Here is a 22,718-nt window from a genome sequence, read left to right on the forward strand (position 1 = left end):
GTCCTAGTTCGTCCGTGCCGCGCTGCGGCCGGTTCCGGTGGGGTCGTTGTCGCCGACGAGAGCGAAGAAGATGTCTTCGAGGCTGGGCTGCTTCTCGACGTATTCCACCTCGGCGGGCGGGAGTAGTTGCTTCAGTTCGGCGAGGGTGCCGTCGACGATGATCCGGCCCCGGTGCAGGATCGCGATCCGGTCGGCGAGTTGTTCGGCTTCCTCCAGGTATTGGGTGGTGAGCAGCACCGTTGTGCCCTGTTCGGCGAGTTCGGCCACTGCCTGCCATACCTCGACGCGAGCCTGGGGGTCCAGCCCGGTGGTCGGTTCGTCCAGGAAGACCACCGGTGGATTCCCGATGAGGCTCATGGCGATATCGAGGCGCCGGCGCATACCACCGGAGTAGGTGGAAACCTTCCGGCCGGCCGCGTCGGTGAGTGAGAACCGCTCGAGCAGGCTGTCGGCGATCTGCTCGGCGTTCTTCAGATGCCGGAGCTTGGCGATGAGCACGAGGTTTTCCCGGCCGCTGAGGATTTCGTCGACGGCGGCGAACTGCCCGGTGAGGCTGATGGATTCGCGCACCTCACCCGGCTGCGCGGCAATATCGAAGCCGTTGACCCAGGCTGCCCCGGAGTCGGCTTTCAAAAGTGTGGACAGGATTTTCACCAGAGTGGTCTTGCCGGCCCCGTTCGAGCCGAGGAGGGCGAATATGCTGCCCCGTTCGACCACCAGGTCGACGCCGCGCAGCACCTCCAGCTTGTTGTAGGACTTTTCCAGACCCTGCACACGGATCGCCGGAGCTTGTTGTGTAGTCATCGGAATGCCTCTAATTTCCCGCGTCGGCCGCGAGGTCGATGGTGTGGATCAGCCGGGCCCGTTCCCGGCCGATCCACGAGTCCTCGGGGTAGTTCCGCGCGAACGACTCGATGAACTCCACGGGGTCCGCGCCGACGATTTCGCGAATCGGGGTGCTCTCGGTCGCACTCCGCTCGAACAGGTCGGTCAGGTCCTCGAAGATCGAGACGCCGCCTACCCGGCCGGTGTGCAGCAGGTACCGCTCGAAACCTTCGATCGCTGTGCGCTGATTCGGGGGTAGCCGGCGCGCCCGGGCCTTGTACTGCCGCCACCGCCGTTTGTCGCCGAGATCGCCGGCCACTTTCGCAGTGAGATTCGAGATGTCCATGGCTGTCTGCCTTCCGTTCCGTGCGCCTCGCAACCGAGGTGAATATAAGTAGATGTACACGTACATCGCGTGAGCTAACTATAAGTAGACATATACGTACATGCAAGCCCCGTGTTGGGCGATCAAATCCGGGGCGACGGGAGTGGGGCGGCCGCGGCAAGTGCCGAAGCCGCAGACGGTGGCCGTATCCGATGGCATACCGGGCCGAATCGCCGTGGCGGCGGTAGCCTCGGGATCGGGAAACAACCTGACTACGAGGAGTCGAGTAGATGAGCCGACCGGTTCGGATCGGAATGCAACTCCAGCCCCAGCACGCCCCCGATTACGGACTCATACGCGATGCGGTGTTGCGGGCCGAGGACGCCGGCGTGGATATCGTGTTCAACTGGGACCACTTCTATCCCCTCTACGGCGACCCCGACGGCGCCCACTTCGAATGCTGGACCATGCTCGGCGCATTCGCCGAGCAGACCGAGCGGGTCGAGATCGGTGCGCTGGTCACCGGTGGCGGTTACCGCAATCCCGATCTGCTCGCCGATATGGCTCGCACCGTCGACCAGATCAGCGGCGGCCGGCTCATCCTGGGGATCGGGTCGGGCTGGTTCGAACGGGATTACGACGAATACGGCTACGATTTCGGCACCGCGGGCACCCGGTTGGACCTGCTGAAGGAGTACCTGCCCCGGATTACGAATCGGCTGGGAAAGCTGAACCCGCAGCCGGTCCGGGAGATCCCGGTCCTCATCGGCGGTGGTGGCGAGAAGAAAACGCTGCGGCTGGTGGCCGAGTACGCCCAGATCTGGCACAGCTTCGGTGAACTGGACGTGTTCACCCACAAGAGCCAGGTGCTCGAGGAGCACTGCACCCGGGTCGGCCGGGAACCGGCGAAGATCGAACGGTCGGTGGCCTGGCCGGGCGGTGAAGCGGCCCCCGCCTACCACGCCGCGGGGGCGACCCTGTTCACCGTGGGGGTCAACGGTCCCGATTACGACCTGACGCAGGTCAAAGAGGCGATCGCCTGGCGGGACCAGGCCAACCCGGAGCCGGTCAGCGGTATCGCCTGAGTCGTCGCGACGCGCAACGGCCATGCCCCCTGAACTGCTCGGGGCATGGCCGTGCGGTACTTCGAAGTGGCTGCCGCCTACTTGTCCTCGGCCCACCGGGTGGTTCCCGGCGGGGCGAGGAAGGTGTTGATCATGTCCACGCCGGCGACGATCAGAGTGGGGCCGCCGACGACGATCGTGCCGATCACACCGCCGATGGCCGCGCCGCTGACGATCCCGGCGGGTATGCCGACGCCGGTTCCCACGGTGACGAGCAGCCCGATACCGGCTCCGAGAACTGTTCCGATGAGTCCGCCGATTGCGCTGGCGAGGCCGATCTGCGAGGTGAGATTGTCCTGAGCCGCCATGTTCTCCTGCGGGGACGCCACCGGTTCGGCGGCCGGGCGTGCTGCCGCCGGATCCTTGACGGCGGTGAGCTCCAGTACTCGGCCTTCGTCCCGGACCGCGTGCGGCAGCGGGTACTCGGTGCCGCCTTCGCGTACCGCCAGCGGCAGGGTGACCACGGTGGCACCCGACTCGTCGACGATACCGACGGTTCCCCCGGCTACCTCGAAGGTGCCGTGGGTGAGGGTGGTGACAACGGTGTTGCCGACCAGTTCGGTGCGGTAACCGATATCCGGGGTGGCGGCCGGGGCCGCGTAGGCAGTCGACGCGCCGAAGGTCGCGGTGGCAATGAGCGGCACGGCGGCCGCGGCAATCTTGCGGATCCTCATTGGTTCACATGTCCGATCTGATCACGGTGTCGCCAAGGGTGGTAACCGCCGGGACGACCGAGCCGACCGAGTTCCGCCGGACCGAAACGGCTGTGTCCGGGCGGTTTCGAGCATTTGAGACACTACGCTGTCGAGGCGCAAGTGCGACAGAATTTAGTGGAATTTTTTCCGTGAAACTTTAAAGATGGGATGAATCGGCTATCGGGCATTGTCTGCGGGGTTGTATCGATCAGTCGCCCGGCGGCAGTGACTCCGCCCCTGCCCTCGTGTGCGTGTTGACCACCCCCTCGGTCGCGACGTCAGCCAATTTGTGGCTATCTGCAGTGATGCGCACTTGATAATGTAATTGCGTGCGTAGTTCCAGCTGACCGTCCCGAGAAAAGAAGGAACACCCATGACAACGGCACATGCTCAGCACACCGAACACGATCACCGACACGGACCGGACTGCGGGCATGTCGCGGTACCGCACGGCGACCATGTGGATTACGTCCACGACGGCCACCTCCACCGCGAGCATGCCGGCCACTACGACGAATGCGAACCCGCCGGGCATACCGAACACAACAGCCACGACCATGTGCACGGTGAAGGCTGCGGCCATGTGGCCGTCCCGCACGGTGACCATGTCGACTACATCCACGACGGCCACCGCCACGCCCCCCACGACGGCCACTACGACGAACACTGAGCCCCCGGCTGACATCGGCCACCACGAATCCCGAGACTGTCGAACTCATCGGGACCCGCTGTACAACGGGTCCCGATGAATTCGTATCGGGCCGGACATCGAGTCCCGGCAGTGCCGGACGCTCAGGCCCCGAGGTTGTCAGTTCTGCGGAGCCACCTGTTGCTTCGGCGCCCACTTGGTGGTGCCCGGTGCCGCGTTGAGAGTATTGACCAGATCCACCGCCGCGATGACCAGCGTGGGGCCGCCGACGGCTATCGTGCCGATGATTCCCCCGATGGTGGCGCCCGCGATGATACTGGCGACGACGCCCGGTCCGGTCACGATTCCGGTCAGCCCCACCAGCGCACCGATCGCGGTACCGATGAACCCGCCGATCGCGGTGGCAAGCCCGAACTGCGAAGCGAAATTGTTCTGGGCCGCCAGGTTCTCCTGCGGTGAGGCCACGAACTCGGCGGCGGGCCGCGCGGTCGCGGGATCCTTCACCGCGGTGAGTTCGAGAACCCGGCCGTCCTCCCGGATTTCATGGGGCAGTGGGTATTCGACGGTGCCCTCGCGTACCGACAGCGGCAGGGTGACCACGGTGGCGCCGGATTCGTCGACGATATCGACGTTTTCACCGGCCGATTCGAAAGTGCCGTGGGTGAGTGTGGTGACAACGGTATCGCCGGCCAGTTCGGTGCGGTAACCGATATCCGGGGTGGTGGTGGGGGCCGCTTGAGCGGCGGCCGAACCGAAGGTCGCGGCGGCTATCAGCGGCACCACGGCCGCGACAAACTTGCGGATCTTCATGAGTTCACACGTCCGATCTGATCACTTTGTTCGCAAAGGATGGTTTACAGCTGGGACGAGCACGCTGTTCGTATCCGCCGGGGGAATCACCTGATCACCGGCGTTTTCGAACAGTCCAGACACTACGCTCCGAAAGGTCTGCGGAGGGTGGGATTTCGTGGAAAACCCCGGCTCCGCATTCGGCGATCGAGAACTTCGGATTGTCCGAAAGACTACCGCCGCCGTATCACCGCCGGTAATCGACCACCGGAGAATGGGAGACGCGACTCGCCAATTCGCACCATTACCGCGGTATTGCAAGGGAATTCGCATGCCGGGTGCGCCACGGGCCGGTGGGGGTAGTGTCGCGGTGAACTCCGGCATCCGTCGCGATTACGGCCGATGAGCTCGGCACCGCCCGCGATCACCGGGTCGTGAGCGCGCCGGCTGCGCGGCCGGGAAATAGAATCCGGCGCGGATCAGCGTGGGCGTAAAACGATCTCGGTGGGGTGGCCGTCACGGGGTGTGTCGACAGCGGTCCGGACCGCACGAGCGACTGTCTCCGGCCGGAGGAATCGGGCCGGATCGTAGTCGCGGCCCTCCCCGGCGGTGATCTCACGCTGCATATCGGTATCGATCCGTCCGGGATGCACGGAGGTCACCCGGATGGACGGCTCCTCCAGCCGGAGCACATCCCCGAACGCGCGCAACCCGAACTTACTCGCGGCGTACGAGGCCCAGCCGGCGTTCGCCCGCAGACCCGCGCCGGAGTTGATCAGCACCACGTGACCGTGCGCGGCACGCAAGGCGGGCAGCAGCAGCCGGGTGAGCTCCACCACGGCGATCAGATTGGCTTCGAGGGTGCTGCGCCACTGCTCCACCGAGGATTCCGCAATTGTGCCGAGATCGGCGATACCGGCGTTGTGGACTAGAACGTCCAGCCGGTCGATCGTACGCACCGCCGCGGCCACCGCACCGTAGTCGGTGAGTTCCACCGGCCAGCCGGTCGCGCCGGGAAGTTCGGCCAGGATGTTCTGCAACCCGGCCGCCGTACGCCCACCCAGCAGCAGCGAGTGGTCGGGTGCCAGTTCCCGCGCGATCGCCGCACCGAGCCCGCGCCCACCCCCCGTGATCAATGCCACCGGCCGCTCACCGTCGGGAAAATCCGCTACCTGCACAGCACCCTCTCCTCGTTCGGTCGTCGCGCACACACGCGGATCGATACCCCGACTGTATTCCGCGCTACCCCCAGCAGCGTGTCCACCACTTCGAACACGATCGCAACCCACCGCACATCACAGCGAAACCAGAGCTGGCTACTTATTGTGAGCATCCACTCCGAACAAGGGTCTACCCCGACACTCCGCCCACCAGCCCCCGAAACACCTTCGACACCCCACCCCGCGCCGCCACTGCCGACACCGTGAAGACGAGCAAGATATAGAAATGGCACACCCCGGTTTCACCCCCACCCAGCTCGCTGCCCGGGCGGCGTATCTGCTGCGTGGCAACGATTTGGGAACCATGACCAGCGCCGCCCCGCGACTGTATCCGCATATGTGGAGCTGGGACGCGGCCTTCGTGACGGTAGGGCTCGCACCATTGAGCGTGGAACGCGCGGTGATCGAGCTCGACACCTTGCTTTCGGCGCAGTGGAAGAACGGGATGATCCCGCACATCGTGTTCGCCAACGGCGTGGACGGTTATTTTCCGGGGCCGGCCCGCTGGGAGTGCCGACTGCTGGCGGTGCAGGCGCCCGACGGCCCGGACACGTCCGGAATCACACAGCCGCCGGTACATGCCATCGCGGTGCAGCGGATTCTGGATCATTCGCGTCGGCACGGGCGTAGTACCCGCGCCGTGGCCGAGGAGTTCCTGAACCGCCGCTGGCCCGATCTGGTGCGCTGGCATCGCTGGCTGGCACATGCCCGCGACCCGCTCGGCAACGGCCGGATCACCCTCTACCACGGCTGGGAATCGGGGATGGACAATTCGCCGCGCTGGGACCGGGCCTACGACAATGTGTCGCCCGGCGCGGATCTGCCGCCCTACCGGCGTGAGGATGTGCTCGTCATCGACGACCCCACGCAGCGCCCCAGTGACCGCGAATACGACCGGTACCTGTGGCTGGTGGAGCAGATGCGGCGCGCGCGCTATGACGACGCCGAACTGAGCACCGTGATGAATTTCGCCGTGGAGGACGTGTTCGTCACCGCCATTTTCGCTCTGGCCTGCGAAGTATTGGGGCAGATCGGTGAGGAATATCATCAGCCGAAGGCCGATACCCGGGAGTTGTTCGCGTGGGCGGACCGGTTCCGCGCCGGCGTGATCGCCACCACCGATGCCCGCACCGGCGCCGCCCGCGATTACGACACCCGGCTGGGTCGCTGGATCACCACCGAGACCTTGGCGATGTTCGCGCCGCTCATCAGTGGCGGGTTGCCGCGGGCCGCAGAGCGCAATCTGCTGCGGCTCTTCGAGGGCCCGCGGTTCTGCGGCCACCCCGATCTGCGGTATGCGCTACCACCGTCGACCTCGCCGGTATCGAAGGATTTCCGGCCCCGTGAATACTGGCGTGGCCCGGTGTGGCCGGTGATGAGCTGGCTGTTCTCCTGGGTTTTCGCCCACCGCGGTTGGGCGGAACGTTCATTCGTCCTGCGCGCGGAAGCGTTGCGTCAGGTGAGCGACGGTAGCTTCGCGGAGTACTACGAGCCGTTCACGGGGGAGCCGCTGGGCAGTATGCAGCAGTCCTGGACGGCGGCCAGTGTGCTGGACTGGCTGGGCTGACGGATCAGGCGGGCTGTGAGCTGGCGGCCGGTTCGCAGGTGTTCTTCAGCGAACAACCTCCGCAGGACCCGCCGCAACCGCCGGTCGCCGGCGGCGGCGCGATGGCTTCGGCGGCCCGCGCGCCCGCATTGGCGCCCGCGCCGAGAGTGAACAGGGCGATGACCAGCACGCCGACGGTAACGAGGATGCCGGTGAGCATGCCGGCGGCGAGCACCACCAGCCCGCCCGCGGCGAGCAGCGCACCGGAAACCACCGAGGTGGGGGCGGCGACCCGGTTCGCGGCGCGGAACGCGTTCTCGTCGCGCAGCGCGGCCTCGGTGTGCACGCCGATGTACCGGTTGCCCGGCAGGCGCCCGATGAAGCCGAGCACGCCCGTCGCCAGGGCAATCAAGGCCAGGACGAACAGCAGAATCGCGACGACAAGCACGAGCCGAGAATACCGCAGAGGGTTTGCCGGTCCGCGGTTCGGCCGGGCATCCGGGACCGAGTAGACCCAGGTCACACCTGTGCTGTGTTGTCGGCGCGCTGGCGCGCGCGGAGTTTCGGCGGGCCAAACCTTCGAGGGCCTCGCTGGACTCGGCCGCGCGGTTGGGTGCGTTGGGGTCGGCTGCGTGGCTGGGTGCGTCGGGATCGGGTGGCGCGACGGATTCGCTCACCTTTTTGGGCTTGTCAGGGGGCAAGTCTTAGGCTGTCGACGACGGATTTCTCCCCACCAGCAGCTAGAGAAGGCAGGACCGTGCAGGACTCCCGCGCAACCGAGACCGCCGGGCAGAGCTCGGTAGACACCGGCGCCCCGGGCCGGGGCGACGATACGCCCGCCCATCGGTACACTGCTGCGCTCGCGGGGGAGATCGAACGCCGGTGGCAGCAGCGCTGGATCGAGCGCGGGACCTTCCACGCCCCGAACCCGGTCGGCCCACTGGCGGGGGATGTACCGGCGGACAAGCTGTTCGTGCAGGACATGTTCCCGTACCCGTCGGGGGCCGGGCTGCATGTGGGGCATCCGCTGGGTTATATCGCCACGGATGTGTTCGCGCGGTACCACCGGATGCACGGACGCAATGTGCTGCACGCGCTGGGCTACGACGCGTTCGGGCTGCCTGCCGAGCAGTACGCCGTGCAGACCGGCGCGCATCCGCGCGACACCACCGAGGCCAATATCGCGACCATGCAGCGGCAGCTGGACCGGCTGGGCCTGGGCCACGATCGGCGGCGTTCGTTCGCGACCACCGATCCCGAGTACTACAAATGGACGCAGTGGATCTTCCTGCGCATCTACAACGCCTGGTACGACCGGGAAGCCGGCCGGGCCCGGCCGATCGAGGAACTGGAGCGGCAGTTCGCTTCGGGTGCCCGTCCGGCCCCCGACGGTAAGGACTGGGCGAGCATGTCCACCGCCGAGCGGCGGGCGCTGATCGATTCGTACCGGCTGGTGTATCAGACCGATTCGATGGTGAACTGGTGCCCGGGTCTGGGGACGGTGCTGTCCAACGAGGAGGTCACCGCGGACGGCCGCAGCGAACGCGGCAACTTTCCGGTGTTCCGGAAGCGCCTGTGGCAGTGGATGATGCGGATCACGGCCTACTCCGACCGCTTGATCGACGATCTGGATCATGTGGATTGGCCGGAGAACGTGAAGGCCATGCAGCGCAACTGGATCGGGCGTTCACGTGGTGCCCGGCTCGAGTTCGCCACGGCGGCGGGCGATGTGGAGGTGTTCACCACCCGACCCGACACCCTGTTCGGTGCGACCTACATGGTGCTGGCTCCGGAACACGAGATGGTCGATGCGTTGACAGCCGCCGACTGGCCGGCCGATACCGATACCCGCTGGACCGGCGGTAGCGCGACCCCGGCCGAAGCGGTCGCCGCCTACCGTAAGGCGATTGCGGCGAAATCGGATCTGGAGCGGCAGGAGAACAAGGACAAGACCGGCGTCTTCCTGGGGGCTTTCGCCACCAACCCGGTGAACGGCGCGCAGGTCCCGATCTTCATCGCCGACTACGTGCTGAGCGGGTACGGGACGGGCGCGATCATGGCCGTGCCGGGACAGGATCAGCGCGACTGGGATTTCGCGACCGCGTTCGGGCTGCCCATCATCCGGACCGTCGAGCCGCCGGAGGGCTTCGACGGCGAGGCATATACCGGTGACGGCCCCGCGATCAATTCCGACTACCTGAACGGCCTGTCCATCGCCGAGGCCAAGGCCGCCGTGATCGCGCGGCTGGAAGCCGACGGCCGCGGCGCCGGCACCGTGCAGTACAAGCTGCGGGACTGGTTGTTCGCGCGGCAGCGGTACTGGGGCGAGCCGTTCCCGATCGTCTACGACGAGTCAGGTGCCCCGCATGCGCTGCCGGAATCGATGCTGCCGGTGCGGTTGCCCGAAGTGGACGATTTCGCCCCGGTCACCTTCGACCCGGACGACGCCGATTCCGAACCGTCTCCGCCGCTGGCGAAGGCTACCGACTGGGTGGAGGTGGAGCTGGATCTGGGCGACGGCCCGCGCACCTACCGTCGCGATACGAATGTCATGCCCCAGTGGGCGGGAAGTTCGTGGTACCAGCTGCGTTACGCTGATCCCGGCAATTCCGAGGTGTTCTGCGCCAAGGAGAACGAGAACTACTGGCTGGGCCCGCGGCCGGCCGAGCACGGCGCGGACGATCCGGGTGGCGTGGACCTGTACGTGGGCGGCGTGGAGCATGCCGTACTGCATCTGCTGTATTCCCGGTTCTGGCAGAAGGTGCTGTTCGACCTGGGCGAGGTGAGTGGTAGCGAACCGTACCGGCGCCTGTTCAACCAGGGTTATGTCCAGGGGTTCGCCTACACCGACGCCCGCGGCGTCTATGTTCCGGCGGCCGAGGTCGTCGAACGGGACGGCAAGTTCTACTGGACCGACGCCACCGGCACCGAGATCGAGGTGAACCAGGAATACGGCAAGATCGGCAAATCGTTGAAGAACGCCATCGCCCCCGACGAGATCTGCGATCTGTACGGGGCCGATACGTTCCGCTTCTACGAAATGTCGATGGGTCCGCTGGATACGTCGCGGCCGTGGGCAACCAAGGACGTCATCGGCGCGCACCGTTTCCTGCAGCGGGTGTGGCGACTGGTGGTGGACGAGGAGACCGGCGCTACCCGGGTTACCGAGGACAGTCCGTCCGGGGAGACGTTGCGGCTGCTGCATCGGACCATCGCCGGGGTCGACGAGGATCTGGCGGCCATGCGCGACAACACCGCCGGCGCCAAGCTGATCGAGCTGACCAATCACCTGACCAAGGCGTACCCGAAGGGCGCCCCCCGCTCGGCCGTGGAACCGGTGGTGCTGATGCTGGCGCCGCTGGCCCCGCATATGACCGAGGAGCTGTGGGAGCGGCTCGGCCACACCGGTTCACTGGCGCACGGCCCGTTCCCCGTGGCCGATCCGGCGTTGCTGACGGCGGAGACGGTGGAGTATCCGATCCAGGTGAACGGGAAGGTCCGCAGCCGTATCCAGGTGGATCCGGAGGCCGATAAGGCCGCGATCGAGGCGGCCGCGCTGGCCGACGAGAAGATCGTCGCACTGTTGGACGGGAAGGCTCCACGCAAACTGATCGTGGTGCCGGGCCGGCTGGTCAATATCGTCGCCTGAGCGGGCCGGCCCGAGCGTTGTCTCGGCGAGCTTTCGCTTACCTGCCCTACCGGCGGCCGGCCGACGCGGTGGTCCGGCAACACCCGGGCTACCGTGTTGGCCGGTAGTTAATCTGCGAGACTCCTCGGACTTGCCTGCGTGGGCTAGCGTGCGTGCGTTCGGCCCGGAACAGGAGTCCACTGTGAAACCTCTTGCGCTCTTCGTCGCACACCAACCGGCCGGTTCCCGGTCGCGCGTGACCTGCCAGTACAAATGCGGTAACGCCTGCTTCCACGAGGTGCCCAACACCTCGTCGAACACCTACTTCGGGGATATCGTGGCCGGGATCTCCCGGCGCCGGATGCTGCAGGGTAGCGCGGCCGCGGTGGTCGCGATCGGTGCCGTCGGGACGCTCGCGGCCTGCGGTGACGACGCCGGCGCCGGCAGCGCCGAAGGCGGGCCGGGGATGGGGACCGGGTTCGCGCCGGTCGCGCCCAACACCCAGGACGCGGTCGTCGTTGCGGAGGGCTACGAACAGGGCGTGGTGATCCGCTGGGGCGATCCACTGTTCGAGGACGCGCCCGAATTCGACTTCTATGGTCAGACGGCGGCGGCTCAGGCCAGGCAGTTCGGTTACAACAACGATTTCGCCGGACTGCTGCCGATCGAGGGGCAGCCGGGCAAATACCTGCTGGTGGTGAACCATGAATACACCACCGAGGTGTTCATGTTCCCCGGGTACGAGCCCGAGGCGATCACCCGCGAACAGGTCGATATCGCCATGGCCGCGCACGGTCTGTCGGTGGTCGAGGTGCACGGCGAGCCCGGGACGGGGCAGCTGAAACCCGTATTCGGCAAGTACAACCGGCGCATCACCGCGACAACGGAATTCGAGCTGACCGGCCCCGCCGCCGGCAGCCCGCTGCTGAAAACCGCCGCCGACCCCACCGGCACCAAAGTGCTCGGCACCATCAGCAACTGTTCCGGCGGGGTAACCCCCTGGGGCACTGTGCTTTCCGGGGAAGAGAACTTCAACGCCTACTTCATCGGCAAATCCGCTGATCCGGTATCCGCCGAGCGGCTGGACCGCTACGGTATCGGCGAATCCGATTCGCCCCATTTCTGGGAGAAGTTCGACAAGCGTTTCGATATCGCGGCCGAACCCAACGAGGCCAACCGTTTCGGCTGGGTGGTCGAGGTGGATCCGTGGGATCCGCAGTCCACGCCGGTCAAGCACACCGCGCTGGGCCGGTTCAAGCACGAGGCCGCGAATATCCATGTCACCGCTGACGGCACCGTGGTCGCCTACAGCGGTGACGACGAACGCTTCGACTACATGTACAAGTTCGTCTCCACCCGCAAGATCGAATCCGGCACCGGCGCCGCCAGTCGCCGCCACAACCGCACCATCCTGGACGCCGGCACTCTCTACGTCGCGAAACTCACCGGCGATCACCCCGACCGGATCGACGGGTCCGGGACCGTTCCCTCCGACGATGGCTTCACCGGTAAGGGGCAGTGGATCCCGATCCTGCGCACCGGCGAGGACGGGCGCGGTGAATCGCTGGTGGACGGGATGACCGCCGAAGAGGTCGCGGTCTTCACCCGCCTCGCCGGCGATAAGGTGGGCGCCACCAAGATGGACCGGCCCGAGGATTTCGAGGCCGATCCGAAAACCGGGAAGGTCTATGTCGCGCTGACCAACAACAGCAAACGCGGCACGGCCGGCGAGGCCGCCGCGGACGAGGCCAACCCGCGCAACGAGAACAAGAACGGCCAGGTCCTCGAGCTCATCGACGATCACGCGGGCACCGAATTCACCTGGTCGCTGTTACTGGTCTGCGGTGACCCGGCGGCCGCCGACACCTACTTCGCCGGTTACGACAAGACGAAGGTCAGCCCGATCTCCTGCCCGGACAACCTCGCCTTCGATCCGTACGGCAATCTGTGGATCAGCACCGACGGCAACGCCCTGGACGCCAACGACGGACTGTTCGCGGTGGTTCTCGACGGCGACCGCCGCGGCGAGACCAAACAGTTCCTGTCGGTCCCCGTCGGCGGCGAGACCTGTGGTCCGGTGATCACCGAAGAACGGGTCATCGTCTGCGTCCAGCATCCGGGTGAAACCGATGACGCCTCGGTGGAGGCGCCGGCGTCGCACTGGCCGGATGGCGGCACCGCGCAGCCGCGCCCGTCCGTGGTGGCGGTCTGGAAGGCCGGTGGCGGCCGGATCGGCATCGATTAAGCGTTGGCCGCAACGGTTCCGGCCGGGCTACCCGGCCCGGCTGGAACCGCCCGGGCCGGCCTGTCCGCCCGGTGCAGTGGTTCAGCGGAAGTCGTCCGCGTGGTCCTTCGCCCATCGAGTGAGGGGAACGCCCAGGGCGCCCGCTAACCGCTGCCGGTGAGACCACCCATTCGGGCGAACCGGTGGAAATCCCCTTGGGCACCGCTGTACACGTTCACATCGGTGGGGCCGTGGATACCGGGGATGGAACCGGAATCGGTCTGCTGCCAGAACGTCCACGCCGGCCAGCGTCCAGGGACCTCCGGTTGCGGGCGGTCGCGATAGTCGGCGATCCACAGCGGGTAGCGGTGGAACTGATCGCTGTCGGCCATCGCGGTTTTCCAGAAGGTCGGATACGTGTAGATGATCGGTACGCGGCCGGTCAGTGCCTGAACCGTATTGAGATAACGGTGTGTCCAGTCGATCAGGGCAGCGGGGGACAGTCCGCCGGAATGCTCGATATCCAGCACCGGCGGTAGATCGAGCGGTCCGTTCTGGCCCAGTACGACCGCCGCGTAGAGCGCGGCCTGCGGTTCCGGTGGGAGGTCCGGATGGGCATAGTGATAGGTGCCGCGGGCCATCCCGGCGACCCGCATGTGCAGGCTGTCCTGGACGAAGTACGGGTTGACGTAATGCAGTCCCTCGGTGGCCTTGACCATGGCGAAACCGTGGCCCGCGGCGCGTACCGCGAACCAGTCGATGGGCCGCCCGCTGTCGTGCTGCCAGGACGAGACGTCGGGACCGGTCGGCTGGGCGATTGCGGTCGGAGAGACGCCGAATCCCGCCGCGCACACCAGCACTGCGCCCACCGCGGAGTTCCGTATCAGGCGTCGGCCCGCGCCGGCGCGGGCCCGGCCGCGGACCGAAGGCCGAACGGCCCGGTGGTGGGAGGTGTTGTTCAGGGTGCCGGGCCCGCGCCGCAGGAGGCGGCGCAACGGTGCAGTCGGTCTCCAACGGACAGGTTTCATGCTCACCGACCCTATGCACCGGCAGGCCGGCTACCTGGTAAGACCGCGCCGTGAATCGGCACCGATATCGTCGCGCGGACGCATCGGTTTCTCACACCCCCGGAAGCGGCCCGGTACTCCGCGACAGCGGGCTGCCGACCGGTTGTAGGTAGCAAACGAGGATCGCTGTCGTCTCGCCGCCGTTGTTGCGGGCGATATGAGCGTGTTCCGGTCCGCTCGGTTCCCGGAACACCCGGCCACGCCGGTAGGCGGCGGGACCGTCCAGCCCGGGATGGTCCAGGACACCCCGGGTGACCAGGACGAACAGCGTTCCGTCGTGGTAGTGCGGGCCGCTGCTGCCGCCGGGCGCGATCCGTGTCTGCCGCACGATGATCTCCCGGCGCCGCAACGGCATACGGAACAGTTCGCGGCTCGCTGTCCCGTGGGCGGGCGCGGGGTTCGGCCGGAAAGGTCGCATATCCCCATCGAACACCAGCTCGCCCCGCCCAGGAGACGCCGGCTCGGCTCGCCGATCGGTTGAGCAGCGCCGTCACCCGGGCTGCTCGCGCGTTGATGTATCCCTGGACGTGCTTGTCCTCGCACCGCCCGCAAACGGGCGTTCCCCATCATAAATGTGACATATTTCACGTCCGATTTGTCCGATTACCGGTGCTTCCCGGTCAGTGATGATGCCCTCACGTATTCGATCCACGAAACGGAGGACATATGGCGACGGAACGAAACACGCACTCCTGGAGGGAATTCCGCGATCACCTCGGCGTTGCGATCATGCTGGCGGGCGGAGTGCTCGTCAGTGCGATCAACATCTATCTGGTAGGGAGTCTGTTGCCGAGCGCGGTCGCCGACATCGGCGGCGAGAGGCTGTATGCGTGGAGTGCAACGATCTTTTCGGTCGCGCAGGTGGCCGGCACGCTGGCCGTGAGCCGGATGCTGTCTCTGCGCAGCACGGTCGGCTCGTATCTGATCGGATTCGGGATGTTTGCGGCCGGCTCGGTGGTGTGTGCGGTGAGTCCGGTCATGGCGGCGTTCCTGATCGGCCGCGGGGTCCAGGGGCTGGGCGCGGGACTGCTCACCGGATTGGGTTTCGCGGCAGTGTACGTGGCGTTGCCACGGTCGCTGTGGGTACGCGGGACCGCGTTGATCTCGGCTATGTTCGGGGTCGGCACTCTCGCAGGCCCGGCTATGGGGGGATTGTTCGCCCAGTTCGATATGTGGCGAGTCGCGTTCGTTGTCCTCGCTGTTGTGGGTGTGGCGGCAGCAGGTTTCGCGCCGCGGGTCCTGCCGAAGAGTGACAGCCGCCAGACCCCCGCACCGGTTCCGGTCGTATCGCTGACGCTGGTGGTCGGTGCCGCCACGGCTGTGAGTGTGGCCGGGGTTGTCGCGGGTGTCGCGGCGATGACGCTCGCGCTCGCGGTGGCCGTCGCTTCCGTGCTCGTTTTCCTGGCCTGGGAAAGGCATGCGGGGCAACGGATTCTCCCGCTCGCGACGTATCGGTCCGGCAGTCCGTTGCGGTGGGTGTATCTGACGATCGTGGTGCTGTCGGCTGGTGTGGGCGTGGAGTTGTTTCTTCCCTTGTTCGGCCAGCGCCTGGCGGGCTTGCCTCCGGTCGTGGCCGGATTCTTCGGTGCCGCCTTGTCCCTGGGCTGGCCGGTGAGTCAGATGCTCGTCGCCTCGGTGCAGCGCGAAGCCACGATCCGGCGACTTCGAGTTGCCGGTCCGCTGCTGCTGGCGATCGGATTCCTGGGCCTGGCGTTGCTGCAACGCAGCCATGTCTCCTTGCCGATGGTTCTGGCCTGGCTGCCGCTACTGTTCCTCGCCGGGGCCGGTATCGGCATCGCCTGGCCACATCTGTCGGTGGCCGCGATGACCAGCTCTCCGGATCCGGAAGAAGGCCAGAAGGCCGCGGCGGCCATTGCGACGATCCTGACCATGTCAACGGCCTTCGGCGCCGCCGTCGCCGGTCTGCTGGTCAATCTCGGTGGAACCTCGCTGGTGAACTCGTCGCGTTACCTGCTGTTGGGATTCACCGCCATCGCTGCACTCGGGATCTCGACCGCTGTCCGCGTGAACCGTACGACACGAATACCGGACCTCCGCAAGGACACCACTGCGGTATAGCGCCGGTGAAAAGCTGCCCCTGAACGGGGCGCAGCCGATGCGCCGCCCCAGGCCGGATCATCGTGCCTGCGGGCGGCGCTCGGGAAGGTGTCTGCGGACTGCCGCACCCGCACCGGCCCCGCGGGTTCGATGCCGTGGGCGCTCGGGTCCTGGTCTACGAGGCGGCCGTGGCGTGATCGCGGAGCCAATCCCGGTAATGCGTACCGGCGAGCCGGGCTTGCGGGCCCGCGAGGAGTGCTTCGCCGGGAACGGCCGCGAACATACCGGCCGATTCGTCGGTGACGACGAGACGATCGTCGTGCTGCGCGGCCAGGGTGATCCGGCCGAGTTCGTCCAAGGCGAAGACCTCCGGCCCGGCGACATCGCGGATCCCTTGCAGCGGGGCGCGAGTGGCGACTGCGACCACCGCGTCGACGACATCGGCGGCCGCCATCGGCTGCAGGCGGGTACTGGGCAGGCGGACGGTGTCGCCGTCGGCGGTCCAGGACAGCACCGAATCCATGAACTCGAAGAACTGTGTGGCCCGGACGATGGAGTACGGAGTGGGCCCCCACTTCACCATCTGCTCCTGCCGTGCTTTGGCGCGGTAGTAGTCCAGTTGCGGCACCCTGTCCACGCCGACGATCGAAAGCACCACCTGGTGTTTGACCCCGGCGCGCTCACCCGCGGCGAGCAGATTGTCCATCGAGGTGCGGAAGAAATCCAGGGATGCTTCGCCGAAGGTGGGTGAGTTCGCCACATTGGTCACCACCTCGGCGCCCGCCAGCACCTCGTCCAGACCTTCGCCGGTGATGATGTCGACGCCGGTCGACGGCGCCGCGGGGACGGCCTCGTGGCCTGCCGCCGCGAGCTGCTGTACAACCTGTGCGCCGATTCGTCCGGTACCGCCTACGACTACGTGCTTCATTCTCCCGCCTTTCACGGCATGGCCCCGGCCGCGCCGGGGATTTCACGGAAGTCGGTTGTTGTGGTGTCCGGTGTTGCACTCGGCGGGTCGGTCCCGCCGTGCCGCGGTGGCCGGGTAGGCGCTCACCGCGCCGCGAGTCCAGGAAACCAGGAGCAGACCCCGGTAGGGGATCACCCGGCTCGGGTGAGGTTGGCCGGATACCCGAATCGAGCAGCTCCGACCTTCACCGATAGCCTGGGTATCGAACCTGATAGCGGCACATTTTCCGTGAATCGAAGCAACCCATTGCTTATACGTATACTTCTACGTATGATAGGTCTTATGCCGAACAAGACCATCTATGTCGCCGACGACGATCTGCCCCTGTTCCAGCGAGCGCAGGAACTCGTCGGCGGCAATCTGTCCGGCGCGGTGGTCACCGCCCTGCGGCGGTTCATCGAACTGGAAGAGGGCCGGCTCGAGGGTTACGACGAAGTGATTCTGCGGGTCGGGCACAACGGGGTCCGGCAGGTGCGATTCCAGGGTTCGCTGCTCGGTGAACACCGCGACGTCGGCGACGAGCGGATGGAACATCTACGGGTCTTCCGTGGACGGAAGGGCAAATTCGCACTGCACGCGCAATATTCGAATTGGTCGGACTACCCCGAATCGCAGAACTGGCTGCGCGATCTGAAGAACTGGCGGCGCATGCTCGGTATCGAACAGGACTGGGGTGATTACCAGCTCACCGTCACCGACACGCTGGAGGAACTGAAGGAAAAGATTCCGGACGAACTGTACCGGCGGGTCGCCGATATCGCCGATCGGCCCCGGGTGGAAGAACTCGATATCTGATCTTCCCGGGTTCTGCGCGCGTCGCCGACCGGCAGAACACCTACGAAGCCCGGCGATGCGTTCGCCGACCGTTCGCACCGTTCCCCGTGCGCGGGCGGCAGACAGAATCGGAGACCGGTGCCGACGGGCTGTTCTCGCTGGGCCGAGGTGGTGTTCGGCCTCGGCGGCTTCCTGTGGTCGACCACCGTGTTCCGGCGGCAGGGCCACCGAGATCGCGCCTGCCCCGAGCCCCGGCGTCCGCCGGCGGGGCTCGAAGGCGTCTAGTTGCGTTCGACCTCGATCGGGTGGGTCGCCAGCAGCGACAGCGGCAACGGTTGCCGGCGCAGCACCTCGGCCCACATATCGGTGCGACGGCTGGTGATCGGATCGCTCGGCAGCGCCGACACCACGATCCAATCGTCGTTGTCCAGTTCGCTGTCCAGTTGACCGAAGGTCCAGCCGGCGTAACCGGCGAAGATCCGGACACCTTCGACCAGCGCCCCGATCCGCTCCGGGACGGCGTCCAGATCCACCAGCACCACCCGGCCGTCGACCCGCCGTACACCGGGCACGCCGTCGATGGAGGCGCCCACCCGCACAGTGCCCAGGCACAGCGCGGCATCGCGTTTGACCGGGCCGCCGACGAACAGTGTGCGCGGCTGCGCGCAGACCTCGCTCCACTGCGGTAGCACATCGTGCACCGCGGTTTCGCTGGGCCGGTTCAGCACCACACCGAGAGTGCCGGCGTCGTTGTGCTCGATGATGTAGACGACCGTCCGGCGGAACGTGGGCTCGGCCAGGTCGGTCGAGGAAACGAGTAGGGAGCCGGCCCGCACCATCTGCTCGTCCTGCCGGTTACCGCGACGACCAGGGTCGGGTCGGTGCCCGCCACCGCGGCCGCCCCGGGTCTTGCGATCATCGGGGTCATCTGCCTGCGCCACCAGGCCATCATCGCAGTTATTGCGCGATCGCGCCCCTCTGATCACCCGTTCGCTTCGCATGATGTCCGCGCGGACGCCGATATGCTGCGCTGCCGTCGCCGGCCCCTGCTCGTAGAGTCAGCCGTATGCGACCCCCTGAGGTGCTTCTCGGCAACAGCGACGACGTGTACGACTTCTACCGTGCGCACCGGCAGAACCGGCTCCAGGCGATGGGGGCCTATGCCCTGCTCGGGCGGCGTTACCGGCCGCGGGTCAGCTATGCCGGCGGTGCCCGGACCGCCATCCGCGAGCTGGTCCGTGCCCGGACCCCGCTGTTGATCGCGGTGAACCACCTCTCCCGGCTGGATCCGTACACGCTGGCCGCGGCCGCGTGGCGTAGCGAGCTACGGCCTGTCATCGGCCGGACCCGGGTGCTGGCCAAGGACGAACTGTTCGTCGAGGAGAAACTGCGGCGCCGGATCGACATGATGGGTGGAATTCCGGTTTTCCGCGGTACCGATCACGGCCTGCGGGCGGTGAACGCCGCCGGGCAGCGCATGATGGATATCTGCGCCGAACGTCTGGCCGAGGGGGACAGCCTCGCCGTTTTCCCCGAGGGCACCTGCAACGATGTGGATCCGGCGCAGGTCCAGCCCGTCGGTACCGGGATCGGGCATATCGCGTTCCGGACCGCCAAGCTCGGCGTTCATCCCGCACTGCTGTGTCTCGGGCTGAGTTACGGTCCCCGCGCCGACCCCGCCGTCGAGCCGACCAAGGACGAAGCGAAATCGGCGAGCTTCCATTTCACCGTCCCGCGCACCGAGCTACCGGCCCGGCCGGCCGAGATCACCCGGTTGGTCCGCACCGACCTGCAGCAGGCGCTGGATGGGGCGGTCGCTGCCTACTGAACGGGTGGCGTCGCACGGTAACCGAGGCGTGTACGGCACCGGTCGGCCGCCGAGGGCGTTCGGACCGGCTGCGCTGGATGCGGTTCGAGTGGTTGTCGTGGCGGCGCCGTTACCCGCTGTCCGGAGTGCGGCTCATTGCGGTAGCCCGAGCCGGTCGCGGGCCCAGTGCGGGACCATCGACAGGTACTGCGGCCGGGTTTCGATGAAATGGCCGACCACCCGGCACATCGGCAGCACGCCGAGTCCTTCGGTGCCGGTGGCGTGCAAGGCCGCTTCCACCAGGTCCCGGGCGTAGCCCTGCCCGTCGAAACGTGGGTCGATCTCGGTATGGACGAACGCCCGTTCACCGGCGGTGTCCTGATATTCGATATAGCCCGCGATCTCGCCGTCGACAGTGATCTCGAAGCGTTCCAGTGCGGTGTTGTTGCGGACGTCCGTCGGCATGGCTCGACGCTACTCGTTCGATGGCGAAAAATCGCATCGGTCGGGTAGTCGGCGCGGCGATTCGCCTCCGGCGTCAGGACATTTGGACGATCGCCCGTCCGACGATCTCCCCGCGGGCCAGCGCCCGGTACGCCTCGTCGGCCTGCGCGAGCGGGTAGCGGCGGGTGATGACCTCTTGCGGCCGGACTGTCTCCGCGGCGACCATCCGCAACAGGGCCGGCATATCGGTCCGGGCTTTCGCGCCGTAGGAACCGAGCACCTGGAGTTTGCGCCGGACCAGCCGGGCCAGGTCGAGACTGCCGGTGGCACCCGCGGGGGCGATACCCACGACCACGGCACGCCCGCCGTCGTCGAGAATATCCAGAGCCGTCGCGAAGGTGGCCGGACTGCCCAGCGCCTCGAAGGCCACGTCCACGCCGTAGCCGCCGGTGAGTTCCCGGACGCGGGCCGCGGCGTCCTCGGTGCGCGAATTGACCGTGTGGGTTGCGCCGAGTTTCGCCACCGCGGAAAGCTTCTCGTCGCTGATATCGACGGCGATGATCTGGGCGACCCCCGCGGCCGCCGCGAATTGCACGATCGACGAGCCGACACCGCCCGCCGCGACCACCGCGATCCGGTCACCGAGACCGAGTTCGGCGGTATGGACCGCGCCGAGCGCAGTGAACGAACTGCAACCGAGGATCGAGACCGCATCCAGGCCGATCTCCGCGGGCACGGCGAAGACATCGGAGGCGGGCACGACGCAGTATTCGGCCAGCCCGCCCATCGAGTACATGGCCAGCGGTGTTCCGTCGGCGCGGGCGAGCCTGCTCGTACCGTCGTAGAGAGTGCCGTTGAGCCGGTTGTGCGCGAAGAACTTCTCGCACAGGTCCTCGGCCCCGCGGACACAGTGCCGGCAGTCACCGCACGGCATGATGAAACTGCACACCACGTTATCGCCCACCGCGATATCCGCCACGCCCTCGCCGAGTTCTTCGACGACTCCCGAAACCTCGTGCCCCAGCACCGCGGGCGCCGGAAACTTCACCTCGGACCGGAGAACGTGCAGATCGGTATGGCACACCCCGCAAGCGGTCACCCGGAGCAGCACCTCGCCCCGCCGGGGTCGCGGTACCGGAATATCCTCGACGACCAGCCGGGGTTCGCCTCCGTAGAAAACTGCGGCCCGCACAGCACCCTCCTCCACCACTCACTCGTTGCCCCGCACTCGCGCCGGGATCACCCCGATCACCGTCTCAGAACCACCCCGCCACCGGGCCGACTTCGACGAATTCCCCCGACGATCCCGCACCGACAACTCGCCCCTGATATGCCGCGCTGATCCACCCGCCCTCAGGTCGCGGAGCTGCTCTGAAATTACAGAGAGCACCGCTCTTGACTTACCGGCGCAAAGGTGCGATCGTTGTTCACAATAGAGAGCACTGCTCACAAAGAGGAGTTTCGATGACCACCACCACCCGTTACCTCGCCCCCACCGGTTTCGACCCGATCTTCAACCGCATCGTCAACCTGCTGCCCAAACTGGGGATCAGCATCGCCGGATCCCGGTTGCTGGCGGTACGCGGCCGTAAATCCGGCGAATGGCGCACCACCATGGTCAACGTGATGACCGCGGCAGACGGTGAGCGCTATCTCGTGGCGCCGCGCGGCCATACTCAGTGGGTGCGCAATCTCCGGGTCGCCGGCACAGGTGAGTTACGGCTCGGCCGCAAGACCGAAACGTTCGCCGCGGCCGAGGTCGCCGATGCCGACAAGATCCCCCTGCTGCGGCAGTACCTCGAGCGGTGGGGCTGGGAGGTCGACCGGTTCTTCGACGGCGTCACCAAGAACGCCTCAGACGCGCGGCTCGCCGAAATCGCTCCGGGATTCCCGGTTTTCCGGCTGGGTCCCGTGCGCTGATCAGGCCGTGGTCACCGTACGGGTCAGCAGGAAATCGATCGCGGCGACATAGCCGTAGCCTCCCATACCGGCGACCACCGCGTCGGCGATCGGTGAAATGTAGGAGTGCCGGCGGAACTCCTCCCGGGCGTGCACATTGCTGATGTGCACCTCGACGATCGGCACCTCCGGTATGACCAGTGCGTCCCGCAGTACCACCGAAGTATGGGTCAGCCCGCCCGGGTTGATGACGATTCCGGACACCGTGCCGCGCGCGCCGTGGATGCGGTCGATCAGTTCGCCTTCGGAATTCGACTGGAAATGCGCGATTTCCCGGCCCCGCGCCGCGGCGGCCCGACGGCACGATTCGATTACATCTTCCAGGGTTTCCGTGCCGTACACCTCGGGCTGGCGAGTACCCAGCATATTCAGATTGGGCCCGTTGAGAACGAGGATCGGACTGCTCGAGGTTTGCGCAAAGGAGGCGTCGGACATGACAGCAACCCTACCGACACCCCGAACGTCGGCCGAGGGTTCTGGGTTACCGTTACGGGGTATCTCTGCAGTGGAAGCGGACTTGTGGGGTAACGCCACACCGCCGTGGATCGATCGGTAGCGTAGCGAGGCCGGGCGTCCTGCGACGGTCCGGTCGACGATCATGGTCGGTTCGGCGGTGA

General features: G+C 66.7%; 22 protein-coding genes. 9 read left to right on the forward strand and 13 right to left on the reverse strand.

Annotated elements, in window-relative coordinates:
* Nucleotides 1–3: 3 nt before the first annotated feature.
* Together IU448_RS14720 and IU448_RS14725 are read right to left on the reverse strand one after the other, a co-directional pair.
* Complete coding sequence (locus IU448_RS14720) at nt 4–804, reverse strand: ABC transporter ATP-binding protein (protein ID WP_195056058.1); 801 nt, start codon at nt 802–804, stop codon at nt 4–6.
* Between the two features lie 10 nt (nt 805–814).
* Entirely contained in the window at nt 815–1,171 is a 357-nt protein-coding gene (locus IU448_RS14725; RefSeq protein ID WP_195056059.1) for a DUF1048 domain-containing protein, read from the reverse strand.
* 269 nt (nt 1,172–1,440) lie between these two features.
* On the opposite strand from IU448_RS14725, the gene IU448_RS14730 reads away from it, so the two are divergent.
* A complete protein-coding gene (locus IU448_RS14730; RefSeq protein ID WP_195056060.1) occupies nt 1,441–2,235 on the forward strand; it encodes an LLM class F420-dependent oxidoreductase in 795 nt (264 codons plus the stop codon).
* Between the two features lie 77 nt (nt 2,236–2,312).
* Here the strand turns inward: IU448_RS14730 and IU448_RS14735 are convergent, their stop codons facing one another.
* Nucleotides 2,313–2,948 carry an ammonium transporter gene (locus IU448_RS14735; RefSeq protein WP_195056061.1) on the reverse strand — a complete coding sequence of 212 codons (636 nt, stop codon included), beginning with the start codon at nt 2,946–2,948 and terminating at the stop codon, nt 2,313–2,315.
* 394 nt (nt 2,949–3,342) lie between these two features.
* Here IU448_RS14735 and IU448_RS14740 point away from each other — a divergent pair, with 394 nt between their 5' ends.
* Nucleotides 3,343–3,639: a hypothetical protein gene (locus tag IU448_RS14740; RefSeq protein WP_195056062.1), complete on the forward strand. Its 297-nt coding sequence runs from the start codon at nt 3,343–3,345 to the stop codon at nt 3,637–3,639.
* Between the two features lie 138 nt (nt 3,640–3,777).
* On the opposite strand, the gene IU448_RS14745 is transcribed toward IU448_RS14740, so the two are convergent.
* Both IU448_RS14745 and IU448_RS14750 read right to left on the reverse strand, forming a co-directional pair.
* Nucleotides 3,778–4,428, reverse strand: coding sequence for an ammonium transporter (locus tag IU448_RS14745; RefSeq protein ID WP_195056063.1), 651 nt, complete (start codon nt 4,426–4,428; stop codon nt 3,778–3,780).
* A 458-nt stretch (nt 4,429–4,886) separates the two neighbouring features.
* Nucleotides 4,887–5,585, reverse strand: coding sequence for an SDR family oxidoreductase (locus IU448_RS14750; protein ID WP_195056064.1), 699 nt, complete (start codon nt 5,583–5,585; stop codon nt 4,887–4,889).
* A gap of 268 nt (nt 5,586–5,853) precedes the next feature.
* Between IU448_RS14750 and ggh the strand changes: the two genes are divergently transcribed.
* The gene (ggh, locus tag IU448_RS14755) at nt 5,854–7,194 is read left to right on the forward strand and encodes a glucosylglycerate hydrolase (RefSeq protein ID WP_195056065.1); all 1,341 of its coding nucleotides are present in this window, start codon (nt 5,854–5,856) and stop codon (nt 7,192–7,194) included.
* A gap of 4 nt (nt 7,195–7,198) precedes the next feature.
* On the opposite strand, the gene IU448_RS14760 is transcribed toward ggh, so the two are convergent.
* Nucleotides 7,199–7,621 carry an SdpI family protein gene (locus IU448_RS14760; protein ID WP_195056066.1) on the reverse strand — a complete coding sequence of 141 codons (423 nt, stop codon included), beginning with the start codon at nt 7,619–7,621 and terminating at the stop codon, nt 7,199–7,201.
* 309 nt (nt 7,622–7,930) lie between these two features.
* On the opposite strand from IU448_RS14760, the gene leuS reads away from it, so the two are divergent.
* Both leuS and IU448_RS14770 read left to right on the forward strand, forming a co-directional pair.
* Entirely contained in the window at nt 7,931–10,822 is a 2,892-nt protein-coding gene (gene leuS / locus IU448_RS14765; protein WP_195056067.1) for a leucine--tRNA ligase, read from the forward strand.
* 181 nt (nt 10,823–11,003) lie between these two features.
* The gene (locus IU448_RS14770) at nt 11,004–13,046 is read left to right on the forward strand and encodes a PhoX family protein (RefSeq protein ID WP_195056068.1); all 2,043 of its coding nucleotides are present in this window, start codon (nt 11,004–11,006) and stop codon (nt 13,044–13,046) included.
* A 143-nt stretch (nt 13,047–13,189) separates the two neighbouring features.
* On the opposite strand, the gene IU448_RS14775 is transcribed toward IU448_RS14770, so the two are convergent.
* Together IU448_RS14775 and IU448_RS14780 are read right to left on the reverse strand one after the other, a co-directional pair.
* Nucleotides 13,190–13,894 carry a glycoside hydrolase family 25 protein gene (locus IU448_RS14775; RefSeq protein ID WP_416382997.1) on the reverse strand — a complete coding sequence of 235 codons (705 nt, stop codon included), beginning with the start codon at nt 13,892–13,894 and terminating at the stop codon, nt 13,190–13,192.
* A 250-nt stretch (nt 13,895–14,144) separates the two neighbouring features.
* Nucleotides 14,145–14,510 (reverse strand): cupin domain-containing protein, encoded by a 366-nt coding sequence (locus IU448_RS14780; RefSeq protein WP_195056069.1) that lies wholly within the window; start codon nt 14,508–14,510, stop codon nt 14,145–14,147.
* Between the two features lie 248 nt (nt 14,511–14,758).
* Here IU448_RS14780 and IU448_RS14785 point away from each other — a divergent pair, with 248 nt between their 5' ends.
* On the forward strand, nt 14,759–16,171 hold the full coding sequence (locus tag IU448_RS14785) for an MFS transporter (protein WP_195056070.1): 1,413 nt from the start codon (nt 14,759–14,761) through the stop codon (nt 16,169–16,171).
* Between the two features lie 154 nt (nt 16,172–16,325).
* Here IU448_RS14785 and IU448_RS14790 read toward each other — a convergent pair whose 3' ends face one another.
* On the reverse strand, nt 16,326–17,078 hold the full coding sequence (locus IU448_RS14790) for an SDR family oxidoreductase (RefSeq protein WP_195056071.1): 753 nt from the start codon (nt 17,076–17,078) through the stop codon (nt 16,326–16,328).
* Nucleotides 17,079–17,399: 321 nt separating this feature from the next.
* On the opposite strand from IU448_RS14790, the gene IU448_RS14795 reads away from it, so the two are divergent.
* Nucleotides 17,400–17,912: an EXLDI protein gene (locus IU448_RS14795; RefSeq protein WP_195056072.1), complete on the forward strand. Its 513-nt coding sequence runs from the start codon at nt 17,400–17,402 to the stop codon at nt 17,910–17,912.
* 260 nt (nt 17,913–18,172) lie between these two features.
* On the opposite strand, the gene IU448_RS14800 is transcribed toward IU448_RS14795, so the two are convergent.
* Entirely contained in the window at nt 18,173–18,832 is a 660-nt protein-coding gene (locus IU448_RS14800; protein ID WP_280457322.1) for a YqgE/AlgH family protein, read from the reverse strand.
* A 125-nt stretch (nt 18,833–18,957) separates the two neighbouring features.
* Between IU448_RS14800 and IU448_RS14805 the strand changes: the two genes are divergently transcribed.
* A complete protein-coding gene (locus IU448_RS14805; RefSeq protein WP_195056074.1) occupies nt 18,958–19,719 on the forward strand; it encodes a lysophospholipid acyltransferase family protein in 762 nt (253 codons plus the stop codon).
* 132 nt (nt 19,720–19,851) lie between these two features.
* Here the strand turns inward: IU448_RS14805 and IU448_RS14810 are convergent, their stop codons facing one another.
* Nucleotides 19,852–20,163, reverse strand: a complete 312-nt coding sequence (locus IU448_RS14810; RefSeq protein ID WP_195056075.1) for a GNAT family N-acetyltransferase — start codon at nt 20,161–20,163, stop codon at nt 19,852–19,854.
* Nucleotides 20,164–20,236: 73 nt separating this feature from the next.
* Nucleotides 20,237–21,334 (reverse strand): zinc-binding dehydrogenase, encoded by a 1,098-nt coding sequence (locus tag IU448_RS14815; RefSeq protein ID WP_195056076.1) that lies wholly within the window; start codon nt 21,332–21,334, stop codon nt 20,237–20,239.
* A 272-nt stretch (nt 21,335–21,606) separates the two neighbouring features.
* On the opposite strand from IU448_RS14815, the gene IU448_RS14820 reads away from it, so the two are divergent.
* On the forward strand, nt 21,607–22,062 hold the full coding sequence (locus IU448_RS14820; RefSeq protein ID WP_195056077.1) for a nitroreductase family deazaflavin-dependent oxidoreductase: 456 nt from the start codon (nt 21,607–21,609) through the stop codon (nt 22,060–22,062).
* Here the strand turns inward: IU448_RS14820 and aroQ are convergent, their stop codons facing one another.
* Nucleotides 22,063–22,536, reverse strand: coding sequence for a type II 3-dehydroquinate dehydratase (gene aroQ, locus IU448_RS14825; protein ID WP_195056078.1), 474 nt, complete (start codon nt 22,534–22,536; stop codon nt 22,063–22,065). It abuts the gene before it with no gap.
* Nucleotides 22,537–22,718 lie beyond the last annotated feature (182 nt).

The organism is Nocardia flavorosea (assembly GCF_015477805.1).
Taxonomy (GTDB): domain Bacteria; phylum Actinomycetota; class Actinomycetes; order Mycobacteriales; family Mycobacteriaceae; genus Nocardia; species Nocardia flavorosea_A.